Below are 13566 nucleotides of genomic sequence, written 5' to 3'. Positions count from 1 at the left end.
TCAAGGACGGCAGCCTGCAGTTCGTCCTCCAGAAAAAGTCCCCAATCGCCCGACCGCGCCCCGAGGGTGAGTACCTCGGCCTGGACTGGGGGATGAAGTCCCTTTTCGCGACCAGCGACGGCCGCCTGTTCGGCGTCGGCGCGATGCCGCACCTGATGGAGCTGGACCGGCAGGCACAGAACCTCGCCAAGAGCCTGCAACGGCAGGGCATCCGACTCAAGACCAACCGACGCTACCGCAACTTCCAGCGCCGCATGCGCGAATACATCACCAACGAAGTCAACCGCATCCTCAACAAGCTCTCGACCGAAGACATCCAGGGCCTGACCGTCGAAAAGCTCGATGCCAGGGGCGGCGGCATGAGCCGGGACATGAACCGCCTGGTCACCCGCTTCGGCCGCGCCGCCATCAAGAAAAAGCTCGCATCCCTCCAGGAAGACACCGGCCTCGACGTGATCGAGGTCAACGCTGCCTACACCTCCAGGGAATGCTCCTCCTGCGGCCTCGTCCATGACGGGAACCGCAAGGGACTCAAGTTTTCCTGCCGCTTCTGCGGCAGGAAAACCCACGCCGACATCAACGGTGCACGGGTCGTTCTGTCAAGACGTTCTTGGCATACCCAAGGCGACTCGAAAACCAAGTCACAGCGTGGGACAGTCCGCCAACGGCTGGACGATGCGTTTGAAGCCCGCTGGGGCTGCGCACCGCCTACCAGAGGCTCGACAGGGAACCCGAAGACCGGCTCCCGACGCCGCTCCGCAGTGCGGCTAGCCACGGTCCCCTCACAGGGCTAATGCGAATCCGTGAAGGCATGGCGGAACTTCCATAAATTCACAAACTGCTAAAATCCACAACAAGCGCCCGGAGAGCCAGCCGGGCTGCCTTCATTCGCCTGACCGTTCTGAGGCGTGCATTCTCCACGGCACCCGTGGCCAAGTTACGGGCTGCGAACGACGTACACACCCAGATTGATTGGACCGCATTTAGATGACCGCCAACATGCCCGCGACTGATCCCACCACGCCTGCCGGAGGCGAAGAGGGCCCGGGGCGTTCGGCGAAGAGCATTATCGAGGGGACCGTTGGGTCGTTCATGATGTTTTTCGGCTCGCTGGGAGTGGGCTGGCTGGCATCGGTATCGGACCTGCGGCGGTGGCCGCTGTTGATCTGGCTGCGGATTGAACCGGAAGGCGTCGTCGTCTCGGTTGTCCTCCTCGCCCTGGGCGGCATGCTGATGATCCGCTCCTGGCTGCGGCTGGGACAGCAGTTCACCGTCTGGGGAGCCGAAGCGCGCAAAGCGACTTATACAGCGATAGTTGCCTGGGGAGCCCCGCTTGCCCTGAGCATCCCGCTCTTCAGCCGGGATGTCTACGCCTACATTGCCCAGGGCAAAGTCATGGTCAATAACCTCAATCCTTACGTTGATGGTTATGACCAGCTTTCGAACTATCTGCAGACCGGTGCCGACGATCTCTGGGCCAGGAGCCCGACGCCGTACGGACCCATCTTCCTTTGGATGGAAGAATTCGTCGTCTGGCTGACCGGCGGCCACCCGGAGTACTCCATCATTTTTTTCCGCATCATCGCACTGGCGGGGGCCGCGATGTGCATCTACTACGGTCCGAAACTGGCCGAGCTGCACGGCATCAACCCCAACCGTGCATTGTGGCTCGCCTGCGCGAATCCGCTGTTCCTGACGACGTTCATCGCCAGCATCCACAATGACGCGCTGATGCTGGGCCTGGCCTTGGGCGGGCTGTATCTGGCGGCGACCAAGAAGCCGCTGCTGGGCGTCCTGCTGGTCACGCTCTCCATCGGTATCAAACCGATCACCATCATCTTCCTGCCTTTCATCGGACTGCTCTGGGCCGGGCGTGGGGCCAGCTGGCCCAGGAAATTCGGATTCTGGGTGCTTACCGCCGGATTATCGTTTGGTCTTTTGGGCATCCTCGGTCTGATGAACGGCTTCGGTTTCGGCTGGGTGGGAGCCTTGAGCACTCCCGGCAGCGTCTGGATCTGGTACGCGCCGATCGGGCTACTCGGCGCCGTGCTCGGCGGGCTCGGCGGCGCGTTCTCGCTTGACGGGGAATTGATCACCTGGCTGGTACATAAGGCTGGCACGGTGGCGTCGATCGGCGTCGTGCTTTATCTGATCTTCCGTGGCAAACATGACCGGATAGTCCGCAGGCTGGCTCTGGCTCTGGCCGCCGTCGTGTTCCTCGCCCCGATGATCCAGGCCTGGTATGTCGTCTGGCTGCTCCCGCTCTTTGCCGCCACCGGAATCCGGAATGATTGGCAGGTAAAAACCGTGTATTCCGTCACGTCCTTCCTGATGGTCTACGCCATAGCCGACCAGCTGGATATCTTCCCGTACATCGAGTTCGACCTTGGTGCTGCCCGGCTGCTCGCTGCTTTAGTCGCCGTCGCGTTCGCCGTCTATCTGGTGTTCTTTGACCCCAAGACGCGCACGCTTTTCCGGAAGAAGTACGAAGACCCTGCCGATAACCGGCTGTTCTGATTTGACCTCCGGTGGTCCTTCCGACGGCGGGACTTTGGCCCGTGCGCGAACCCCTCAAGATGCAACCGCCGGCAATACCGGAGATACTGTTGAAATGACCAGTGAGGCCGAAGAAGTAATTGCAGCAGATTTTGACGTCACCGAATGGGATCCGGAACCCTACGAAATTGAAGGTTCGAACTCCGACCTGAGCCGGGTCCGCGTCACCAAACTCTTTGACGGACTGATCATCGGCACCAGCCGGGCAGAGCTGTTGATGGCCGGAAACAGCCGCGGTGCCGGCTACGTTGCTTCGGAAGTATTCACCGGTACGGTGGACGGCAAAGAGGGAAGCATGATCATCCAGCACTGGGGCCTCGCCGAAGGCGAAGCCGCTGCCAGCGCCGGACACATCATTCCCGGATCCGGAACCGGTGACCTGGAAGGAATCGTCGGCAAGGCCACGTACTCCCAGGACGCCAGCGGTCAGCACAGCCTGGAACTGCGTGTGTACTTTCGCACAGAGCCGGTAAACGGCCTGCCCGGCTAAATCCTCTAAACTCGGTATGTGCGCCTCCGGCCCGAGTCCGGGCCAGGCGCCGCACCAAACCATTCGCGCGTAAGGGAACTACCTGGCATGAGCCTTGCCGAATATGCGGACCGGAACCGACTCCACCGAGTCGGGGCCCGGCCGTCACTGCCCAGATATCTAGCTGATGCCTGGGGGCGCCGTGACTTCGCCATCGCCATGGCCAAGTACAAAATCGAGGCATCCAACCAGCGCAACCGGTTGGGCATGCTGTGGATTTTCATCAAGCCGACGCTGAACGCTCTGTTGTACGGGGCCATTTTCGGCATCCTGCAGGGCGCCAGCAGACCGGAAAACTTTCCGATGTATGTGGTTATCGGCGTTTTCCTGTTCGAGTTCTTCTCCACCTCGATGAATAACGGCGCCAAGTCCATCACCGGCAACGGTGCGCTGGTCCAGTCGCTGGCGTTCCCCCGCATCACGCTGCCTGTCTCCACGGTGATCCAGCAACTGATGACCTTGGTCCCGATGCTGGGCGTCATGGTGGTCTACATTCTGCTGCTGGGTGCGCCCATCACCGTGGAATGGCTGCTGATGATTCCGCTGGTTGCGGTTTTCACGATGTTCAACCTGGGCGTCGCGCTGATCGGCGCGCGTCTGACCGTGCATGTCCGGGACCTGACCCAACTGCTGCCATTGTTCACGCGGATCCTGTTTTACACCTCCGGTGTCCTCTTCTCGATCGAGACGATCCTGGCATCCCATCCGTGGGCGATCGCGCTGTTCGACTACCATCCGCTGCACGAGGTCCTGTCCATTGCCCGTGGCGCGCTGATGCCGGGGGTTGATTACGACCCGATGTACTGGCTGTACTTTTCGGTCTGGTCCGTAGCGGTATTCGTTGCGGGCGTATTGTTCTTTTGGTCCGCTGAGGAGCGTTATGGCCGAGTCGACTAAAACGGGAGTGGATTTGGCCAACCAGGACGCGTCAGCCAACGGGCGGAAGCCGGTAGTGGTGGTTGACGATCTGCACGTCAAGTACCGGGTCTATGCGGGCGGCAAGCCCGTCAAAGGCACGGGCCGGTCGCTGCTCAAGCGCAGCGGCGGCGGGATCCGTGAAGTGCACGCCCTCAAGGGCGTCTCCTTCACCGCCTATGAGAACGAGTCCATCGGCGTGATCGGTTCCAACGGTTCCGGCAAGTCCACGCTAATGCGAACCCTGGTGGGCCTGACGCCGCCCAGCGACGGCGCCGTGTACGCCTCCGCACGTCCGAATCTGCTGGGAGTCGGTGCAGCGCTGATCCCGGACCTTTCCGGCGAGAAGAACATCCAGCTCGGCGGTCTTGCGCTCGGCTTTTCGAAGCAGGAGATCAACGGCCTGCGGGATGACATCGTGCAGTTCGCTGAACTGGAAGAGTTCATCGATCTCCCGATGCGCACCTATTCTTCGGGCATGCAGGCCCGGCTGAAGTTCGCCATCGCCGCCTCCAAGCAGCACGAGATCCTGATCGTGGACGAAGCGCTGGCGGTGGGTGACCAGCGTTTCCGGAAGCGCAGCGAGGCCCGCATCCGCGAGATCCGAGAGAACGCCGGTACCGTCTTCCTGGTGTCGCACTCCATGAAGTCCATCCTGGATACCTGCAGCCGCGTCATCTGGATCAACAAGGGTGTCCTGCAGATGGATGGAGATCCGAAGGAAGTTGTCGACGCATACCAGGAAACCAAGAAGTAGTGCCGTTGACGCCTGAACTCACACCGCTTGCCCCGCATCCCGGTGTCTCTTATGTCATGCCCGTCCTCAATGAGGCTGAGCACATTGAGGGAGCCATCCGCAGCATCCTGGGCCAGGAGTACGCGGGCCCCAAGGAGATTGTGCTGGCGATGGGACCATCCACGGATGCGACCAATGACGTTGTCCGGCAGTTGCAGCGCGAGGAACCGCGGCTGCGCACGGTCACGAGTCCCACTGGTCGGACTCCGGCCGGGCTGAACCTCGCGATCGAGGGCTCCCAGCACCCGGTCATTATCCGGGTCGATGCACATACTGAACTGGAGCCGCACTACACGGCCAGGGGAGTTGCCACCCTCCTGCGCACCGGTGCCGCCGACGTCGGCGGCCTGATGGACGCGCAGGGGAAGACGGCCTTTCAACGGGCGGTAGCAACGGCCTACCATTCCCCGCTCGGCCTTGGCGGCGCGGCATATCACAGCGGAGCTCCGGAAGGGCCGGCTGAATCCGCTTACCTGGGGATTTTCCGCCGTGAAGCATTGGACGCCGTCGGGTTTTTCGAAGAGACTCTTTGGCGCGGACAGGACTGGGACATGTGCCTGCGCCTGCGCCAGGCAGGCTACGCCGTCTGGTTCGATCCGGAACTGACAGTCACTTATTGGCCGCGTTCAAGCTGGAACAAGCTGATCCGGCAGTTCTACGCGGCCGGCATCTGGCGTGCCGAACTCGCCCGGCGCCACAAGGAAGGCAAGTCGGTACGGCATTTCCTGCCGCCGCTGCTTGTGCTGGGGCTCGCCCTGGGCCTCGTCGCCGAGATGCTTCTGCTGGCGAAAGTCCCGGACACGTGGCCGGCCTGGCTCGCCGTGCTGGTGATGCTGGCCGGCTTTATCCCGGTCCTCTACGCGCTGGGCATCATTTATGCCGCACTAACCATCAAGGCGCGGCTGACCATGGCCGAACGCCTCAGACTGCTCATCGTGCTGCCCAGCATTCACATCAGCTGGGGTCTGGGCTACATCCGCGGCCGGATCTTTGGCGCCCACGGAACCGTGGACACCAGCAGGAGGAAGTCATGAACCGCACAGAGCGCCCCGCCCGGCCCACCCTTGAGCAGTTGCGCGCGGTCGCCCAGCCTCCGGAGGTGCGCAGCCGCAAAAACGCCGAGCACTGGACCGCGGAACTGTACCTGCGCCACATTTCGATCTACCTGACCAGCGCGCTGGTACGGACGCCGATCTCGGCAAACGGGGTCACCGGCCTGATGATTCTGTCCGGCTGGGCCATCTCCGCCTCGTTCCTGATCCCCGGGATCTGGGGACCCCTGCTTGCGGTCTTCTTTTCCCAGCTCCAGCTCTATTTCGACTGCAGCGACGGCGAAGTCGCCCGCTGGCGCGGAACTCAGAGCCCCAAGGGTATTTTCCTGGACAAGATCGGCCACTACACCACGGAGGGGCTGATCCCGTTGGCCCTAGGCCTGCGGTGCCTCGGCGACCTCGGCCTGCTGCAAACGGATCCGGGCATCGCCTACCTGCACCTTTTCCTCGGCGCCGTGCTGTCACTGGGGATCGTCCTGAACAAAGCCCAGAACGAGATGGTCCACGCCTCCCGTGCCTTGGCCGGAATGGACAAGCTGCCGGATACCTCGGCGGCGAAGGCCGTGCCGGCGGCAAGCTTCGTGGGCAGGCTGCGGAGACTGGCCCGGTTCCTGCCCTTCCACCGGGTGCTGCACTCGGTGGAGATGAGCCTGCTCATCCTGGCGGCCTCGATCGTGTCCCTCGTCGCCGCGCAGCCGGTGCTGGGGGAGCGCTGGCTGCTCTACATCCTCGTACCCGGAGTGATTTTTGTGAACCTAGGCCATTTCGTCGCCATCATGGCCTCACCGAGGCTGCGGAAGTGAGCGCCGTGGAAAGTGCTAAAGAGAGTACGACGGCGGGAGATGGGTCCGCGGCGCCGCCGACCTTCGGCGTCGTAGTCCTGACGCAGGGAACCCGACCAGAGGACCTGCAGCGTGGGTTCGCCTCGCTGCAGGCACAGCAGGGCGTTGCGCTCGATGTTGTGGTTGTCGGCAACGGCTGGCGGCCCGAAGGATTGCCCACGGGATTCAAGTCACTTCATCTGGAAGAGAACCTGGGTATCCCGGCCGGGCGCAATGCGGGGGTGCCGCAGGTGTCGGGCGAGTATCTGTTCTTCCTTGACGACGATGCCTGGCTGCCGGACGAGTACTTCCTGTGCAAGGCTGCCCAGCTCTTTCAGCGCCAGCCGGACATTGGCATGATCCAGCCGCGCATCGAAGACCCCGTTAACCCCGATGCGCCGCAGCGGTGGATTCCGCGTCTGAACAAGGGCGAAGATACCAAATCCAGCAACGTCTTCTCCGTTGTCGAGATGGCCATCGTCATGCGCCGGGATGTTTTTGACCGGACCAACGGTTGGCCTGCGACATTCTGGTACGCCCATGAAGGCATAGAGTTCGCGTGGCGTGTCTGGGACACCGGTTACCGGACTTGGTACGCTGGCGACCTCCGGGCCGGGCATCCAGTAATCGATCCCCGCCGGCATGAGGAGTTCTTCCGGCTTAACGCCCGGAACCGGGTCTGGCTGGCACGCAGGAACCTGCACTGGCCCTTCAGCTGGATTTACGTTGCGTCCTGGACCATGGTGCAGGTCGCGCGCTCCCGAAGGCAGCCGGAGCAGCTGAAGCCATGGTTCGCCGGTTGGCGGTCAGGGTGGCAGCAAAATCCGTGGGGACCGAATGAAGAGCGCCGGAAACTGAAATGGTCTACGGTGTTCCGGATGGGAGCTGCGGGTCGCTGGCCCATAGTTTAGACATTCCGCTCGCAGTCTCCCGACTTTCCGCAGCCGTATTACGATTCGGTTTCAATTATTGCCAAAGTCTTGCTTAGACTCATTCAGGCTTGGGGGGAGGAGGAACAGCTGGGCACGCCGTGTAAGGCCACCCAGTACTGAGCAACCGAGTTAGGTGGATCATGGCGCTGGAAGGCCTGGGCGAGCAACGGGGGGCAGCAGGCGGGCCGGCTGCTCTTGACGAATCACCGATCCATGTGTCGTCATCAGGATCGAAGCATCCATTCGGTAATAAAAGAGCGGATGGCATGAACCGTGCAACCCAGGCCAAGCCTCGATTCCGGCTTTTGGACGGCCTGCGGATCTTTGCAGCCCTCGCCGTTGTCCTGTATCACTTCACCGCCAGAGAGAATCCGTACTGGGGTCGCCCGGTCTTGGACGTATTCCCTGATTTTGCTCCGGTTGCTGCTTTTGGTGCTTTGGGCGTGCAGCTATTCTTCATCATTAGTGGGTTTGTCATCTTGATGTCTGCGTCCGGGCGGTCTATCAGAGACTATGTGGCGTCACGAGCTGGCCGGTTACTGCCAGGATATTGGGCAGGGGTCCTGCTGACTGGGGGTCTGCTGCTTGTCGTCTGGCCTGAGGCCACGGACATCAGCATTACCCAAGTGCTAGCCAATCTCACGATGCTCCAGACTCCCCTGGGCGTTGAGCATGTGGACGGAGTGTATTGGACGTTATGGGTGGAGCTGAAGTTTTATGTGCTCATCGGCTTCTTCATGATGTTCGGGATCACGAAGCTGCGGATCCTTACCGTGTCGATCCTATGGCCGGTTGTGGCCGCCATGGCGGAGATGGCAGACAACAACCTCCTGTCCGAAATCCTCATGCCGGATTATGCGCCCCTGTTCGCAGGTGGAATGCTCCTGTTCGTGCTGCTTGAGGACCGTAGGAATTTCGTTTGCTGGTTCGGAATTCTGATTAACGTGGCACTCGCCGCGCAACAAACCCAAACGGGTCAATTCAAGCGCATGGAAGACATCACAGGCTTGTCCTTTCCCTCCGTGGCATGTTGGCTTGTCGTAGCCGGCTGCTTCGCTGTGGTCGCTGCGGCTACCTTGACCCGGCTGAGTCGCCTCTCATGGACAGGATTGAGCTTCGCGGGTTCGCTGACCTATCCGCTGTACCTAATACATGAATACCTTGGCTGGTGGGTCATTCACCTCATCCAAGATGCACTGCCTTCTGGAATAACGTTATCGCTGGCCGTTGGCGTGTGCTGTGGTGTGGCTTGGGGTATCTGGAAGTATATTGAGACGCCGCTCGGCCCCTCGATCCGTAGGAACGTCAGTAGCGGAATTTCGTCCCTCGCACCCGTACCGTCGACTCGTTCATCGCCGGTACGGTGAGAATAATCGTGACGAATAGTCCCATATACTCGTCAGCGGACTTACCCAGTCATAGACAACATGAGGTGCAAGCGTGACCAAGACAGTACTGACCTACGGAACTTTTGATCTGTTTCATATAGGTCACTTGAACGTCCTCAAGCGGCTGCGCGCATTGGGCGACCGGCTGATCGTGGGCGTCTCGACCGACGAATTCAACGCGGTAAAAGGCAAGAGGCCTATTGTTCCGTTCGAGCAACGCATCGAGATCGTCCGTTCTATCAAATATGTGGACATGGCGATTCCTGAAGAGCGCTGGGCCCAAAAACGGGAGGATATCGAAAAATTCGATGTCCAGATTTTTGGCATCGGAGAAGATTGGAAAGGGAAGTTTGACGAGCTTGAAGACAAAGTTGAAGTTGTCTACTTGCCCAGAACCAGCGGTATTTCAACCACGGAGATGAAGCGGGTGCTCAGCGCCTTCGACGAACGGCACGTTGAGGAATTGAAGCGTACGCTGGATAGTCTCAGCCAGATCGTAAAAGAGCTGAGCTGAGTCCGATTTGTCAACGCTGAGCATCCATCGCGTAAACTGGGGTGCGTTCAGACTGATAAGACAATACGACCGTTGACCTGAAGCTGATGTGAAAAACGCGGCTTGTCCCCGGTCCTCCATCTAGTGCCGTTTGTCGAAGTCGTTTCCCTCACTTACTTCCTCAAAGGCTGGTGCAAATATGATGATGCCATCTTCGATCAAACGGATCGTCCAAACATCCCGTCGGACGGTTGGCAGAGTCAGACGTAAAGCTTTAGGAATCATCTCTTCGAGATTTGTGGATTTGAACGCTGTAGTCGCCACTGACGTATCCGTTGCCAATGGAACGTTGCTAACCTTGGGCGGACTGCAGTCTGAGAATAGTCGAAATCAGGTTTCCGAACTTTGGTTCACGTCCAGCGACGGTCAGCGATTCGAGTGCCATATGCGGCCTATCAAGTCGTTCAACTCGCGCTGGCAAGCGACTGGTCGCCTGCCGATCAATGTCGTTTCATTAGAAGCGAAAACCTGGACGGCCTTTGCTGTTGTAGGCGGCAAAACGAAAAGAATTACATTTCGAGCGCCCGGAGGGGACACTCTACCAAAAACCCCCGCGGTATCTCCGGACGACGGAACCATCTGGAGTTGCCGCGCACAACCAGGCGCTCTGCTGTTGATCGGGGAGCCAGCTCCTGAACAACTGTATGTGGACCGCCTAACAGTACATATGGGATCAATCGTCTGCCACATCCGAGCCTCAGCAACTGTTTCCGATGGTGAAGCAGGACTCGTCCTCCGGAAGAGAAAGGCCAAGGCCGAAGTGCGTATCCCGCTTCAAATCACCGACGGGCGTGGTGAAGCGCGAATAAAGGGCGAAAATATCCTGGCCTCGGACGTCGCCGCCCAGGCTGGCGAGACGGTTGTCTGGGATGTGCTGATGGAGCATTCTGCGCGGGATCCCTACCGGGTACGTTTAGGGCTAACGGACATCGAGGATCCACGCGGAGTGTTTAAATACGCTGCTGTCCCTTTCCACTCCGGCAGCCGCCGTAGATTCCTGCGTCCTTACTGGACCTTGGACGGATACCTGTCTTTGGAGATTAAGGGCGGACGACATACCGACGTTCAACCGGAAGGAACCGGCAGTTGAAAATCACGTACTTCCTGACAACGGCGGATAATGCGGCAGGCACAGAACGTGCCATAATAACGCAAGCAAACAGCATGGCGGCGGACGGTCATGACGTTGGCATTCTCAGTGTCTACCGCGACACCGGCTCGACCTTTTTTGAGTTAGACCCGCGGGTCGAAGTGCAGTATCTGATTGATCGAAACAAATGGATATATCTCGCGAACAACAACGGCGTAGAGTCGAACCCGAACGAACAGCCTCTCCTCAGTCAGGTACCTTCGCGGTTCATTCCAGATAAATGGGACAATCAACTCAATGCGCTAACCGACATCGCCATCAATCGTGCTCTTGTCCAGTTGCAATGCGACATCTTGGTGACTTCGACCCCTGCTCTGACCGCTCTGGCGGTCCAACAAGCGCCTCCGAAGGTCATTGTTGTAGAGGAAGAGCATCGGTCCACAGGTACCAGGGGCGTGACTGCCGAACCGATTCTTCTGTTCGGTCCTCGCGCCGACTGCATAGTTTCGCTGACTGATGAGTCGTCGGATTGGCTTGCTGACGCACTGCAGGCTGCTGCTCCGAATCTCGTCACGATCCCCAACGCCATTCCTGACGTGTTTCGTCCCGAGACGTCCGGACGTCTGCCGCTGATTGTCGCAGCGGGCCGTTTCGTCCCGGGCAAACGTTTTGACCATTTAATCAGGGCCTTTGCACATGCTGCCCCTGAGCATCCGGACTGGAGGCTCCGTCTCTACGGCTCAGGACCGCAGGAGGACGCCTACCGGCGCATGGCTCGACGGTTGGGCGTGGAATCTCGTCTTGAGCTGATCCCGCCGGTCACAGACATGCTTTCGGAATGGTCGAAGGCTTCCATCGCAGCGTTGAGCTCCCGCAGTGAGGGCCTGCCCCTCGTAGCGCTTGAAGCGATCGCCGCCGGTGTGCCGGTCGTGTCATATGACTGCCCGACAGGGCCATCCGAGATTATCGATGACGGGGTGAACGGAAGACTTATTCCAACCGGAGATGTCCAGATCCTGGCCCAAGCGCTTGAAGAGCTGATGGGAGACTCTGCTAAACGTATCCGTATGGGCACAGCGGCCAAGGCGTCTGCGGCACGCTTTTCACCGGATCAAATCCAAAAGAAATGGATTGAACTTTTTACCGCTCTGCTTGAGGAAGCCTCCGACGGATCAACGCGGGACGAACGGTCACTGCGACGTACGAAAAAAGCCACACAGCTGCTGAATTCCCAACTAGCAGAGACTGCGCAGGAATCCGACGAAATAGGACAATACCTCGAAGGTTCTTCCGAACTCGTGCTTGAGCTTTCGGAACTAGCCGGGCATGAGGTTACTCAACGCAACGGTGAATTGGTGCGCCAGTTACTGGATGATGCCGATATTCGCTACGTCCTGCTCAAAGGTTACGACATGAACCGGTCATCCATGGCTGTTTCAGTCCGGGACAAGGAAAGACTTCTTGAGTCGCTCATCGGTCCCCAATACTCTGGCTTGCGTGTTGAAGCACTTGCCGGTTCTCGAAAGCTAACGCCGGGATATTGGGAGCCGGCTAAATCGCCGCAAATTCCGCCGGTATTCGAAACGGCGACGACACTCCGGCTCTTCCGAGAATATGTAGACCCTGAGGCTATCGTTCGGCGCGGTGATGGTTTCGCCTGCGACGTCGAGCTCTGGAACGTTGTCGAGGAAGAGCCAGGACTCCTCGCACCTCCTCGCCATAACCGTGTCCTTGACCGACTGCCGGAGTCACTTTTCCATACCGGCACTTCTTCTTCGACGGCACAGATCCATCTGCCCAGCATTTCAAACGGTCAGGATCTTCCCCTCTGGTCGGAGGTAAACTTTCCCATTGATGCCGTCTACACCTGGGTTGATGATACTGACCCGCAGTGGCGCAATGCGCGAGGGCGTTACCTGCCGGAAAACGACCGATTGCATGCGGAAGCAGCAAGCACGGCCAGATTCACGAACCGGAACGAACTGAAATACTCCCTTCGTTCTCTGAGGATGTTTGCTCCCTGGATCCGAAAAGTATACATAGTGACTGCGGGGCAGACTCCCGCTTGGTTCGCCCAAGCCGATGAACGCGTAGAATTCGTGTCGCATGACTCGCTTTTCCCGCAAGCAGGCGTTCTGCCTACCTTTAATTCCCATGCAATCGAGACTGTACTACACCGCATCGATGGCCTAGCCGAACATTTTCTCTATTTCAACGACGACACTATTCTGACGAGGCCTCAGCGGCCGGAGAATTATTTTGCGGCTAATGGCCTTAGCCGATTCTTCACGTCTCCAGTAAAGATCAACTATCTCGGTGAAAATGCTCCTCCTCATCTCAGCGCCGCAGCTAATAACAGGGAACTAATCCGTCAGGAGTTTGGATTCGAAATTTCACAGAGCCTCCTCCATACGCCGTATCCGCACAAGAGAAGCGTATTGGATGAGATGGAAGCGAAGTATCAGGTTGATTTCGACCGGACACGGATGGCTCGCTTCCGGTCTAGCGGCGATATCTCACTGCTCTCTTCATTGGCGCAGTACTACTCTTACGCGACGGGACGCGCCATACCTGGAACCGTCGACTATTCATTCGTGGGACTGGCCAGAGAAGGCACGGAAGCGATGATGGCACGTATCCTGCGAGGTCGCAGACCAGATGTATTGACGCTGGGAGAGCCGAATCACGGGGACCCGGACCCGGAATTCACTGCATTCATCACCGATCAGTTCCTGAAGGAGCTTGTCCCGATACCCACCGACTATGAGCGCGAAAATGAATAGAGAAGGGTGCGCCTGCGTCAGAGGTGCAGCGATGCGTCCGCGCACAGAGTATTCCCGCGGACGCACGACTTAGCACAGTGACGGTACCCTCGTCGGCCTCATCGAGACGCTCATAAACCTCACTGCTAGCGGCCATGAAAACTGCCCATCG

The 13566-nt window shown here is 59.1% G+C and carries 12 protein-coding genes; all 12 read left to right on the top strand.

Features of this window, described 5'->3' with window-relative positions; genetic code table 11:
• The coding region (locus tag HGO92_RS16570) for a zinc ribbon domain-containing protein (RefSeq protein WP_169996740.1) at nt 1-794 on the top strand (794 nt) is incomplete at its 5' end.
• Between the two features lie 205 nt (nt 795-999).
• Nucleotides 1000-2517, top strand: a complete 1518-nt coding sequence (gene mptB / locus HGO92_RS16565) for a polyprenol phosphomannose-dependent alpha 1,6 mannosyltransferase MptB (protein WP_240974695.1) — start codon at nt 1000-1002, stop codon at nt 2515-2517.
• A 94-nt stretch (nt 2518-2611) separates the two neighbouring features.
• A complete protein-coding gene (locus HGO92_RS16560; RefSeq protein ID WP_169996736.1) occupies nt 2612-3046 on the top strand; it encodes a DUF3224 domain-containing protein in 435 nt (144 codons plus the stop codon).
• Between the two features lie 87 nt (nt 3047-3133).
• Nucleotides 3134-3982 (top strand): ABC transporter permease, encoded by an 849-nt coding sequence (locus HGO92_RS16555; RefSeq protein WP_169996735.1) that lies wholly within the window; start codon nt 3134-3136, stop codon nt 3980-3982.
• On the top strand, nt 3966-4757 hold the full coding sequence (locus HGO92_RS16550) for an ABC transporter ATP-binding protein (protein WP_169996733.1): 792 nt from the start codon (nt 3966-3968) through the stop codon (nt 4755-4757). The genes HGO92_RS16555 and HGO92_RS16550 overlap by 17 nt, the downstream gene beginning before the upstream one ends.
• Complete coding sequence (locus tag HGO92_RS16545; protein WP_169996731.1) at nt 4757-5830, top strand: glycosyltransferase; 1074 nt, start codon at nt 4757-4759, stop codon at nt 5828-5830. Before HGO92_RS16550 ends, HGO92_RS16545 begins: the two co-directional genes overlap by 1 nt.
• Entirely contained in the window at nt 5827-6651 is an 825-nt protein-coding gene (locus HGO92_RS16540; protein ID WP_169996729.1) for a CDP-alcohol phosphatidyltransferase family protein, read from the top strand. The genes HGO92_RS16545 and HGO92_RS16540 overlap by 4 nt, the downstream gene beginning before the upstream one ends.
• 5 nt (nt 6652-6656) lie before the next feature.
• A complete protein-coding gene (locus tag HGO92_RS16535) occupies nt 6657-7580 on the top strand; it encodes a glycosyltransferase (protein ID WP_169996774.1) in 924 nt (307 codons plus the stop codon).
• A gap of 161 nt (nt 7581-7741) precedes the next feature.
• Entirely contained in the window at nt 7742-8968 is a 1227-nt protein-coding gene (locus tag HGO92_RS16530) for an acyltransferase family protein (RefSeq protein ID WP_169996728.1), read from the top strand.
• A gap of 73 nt (nt 8969-9041) precedes the next feature.
• Nucleotides 9042-9503 carry an adenylyltransferase/cytidyltransferase family protein gene (locus tag HGO92_RS16525; RefSeq protein ID WP_169996726.1) on the top strand — a complete coding sequence of 154 codons (462 nt, stop codon included), beginning with the start codon at nt 9042-9044 and terminating at the stop codon, nt 9501-9503.
• 337 nt (nt 9504-9840) lie between these two features.
• Nucleotides 9841-10632 (top strand): hypothetical protein, encoded by a 792-nt coding sequence (locus HGO92_RS16520; RefSeq protein WP_169996724.1) that lies wholly within the window; start codon nt 9841-9843, stop codon nt 10630-10632.
• A complete protein-coding gene (locus HGO92_RS16515) occupies nt 10629-13415 on the top strand; it encodes a stealth family protein (protein ID WP_169996722.1) in 2787 nt (928 codons plus the stop codon). The genes HGO92_RS16520 and HGO92_RS16515 overlap by 4 nt, the downstream gene beginning before the upstream one ends.
• The last annotated feature ends 151 nt before the right edge of the window (nt 13416-13566 follow it).

Source organism: Crystallibacter degradans (assembly GCF_012952295.1).
Classification (GTDB): domain Bacteria; phylum Actinomycetota; class Actinomycetes; order Actinomycetales; family Micrococcaceae; genus Crystallibacter; species Crystallibacter degradans.
This window is presented reverse-complemented; position numbering and strand designations above follow the sequence as displayed.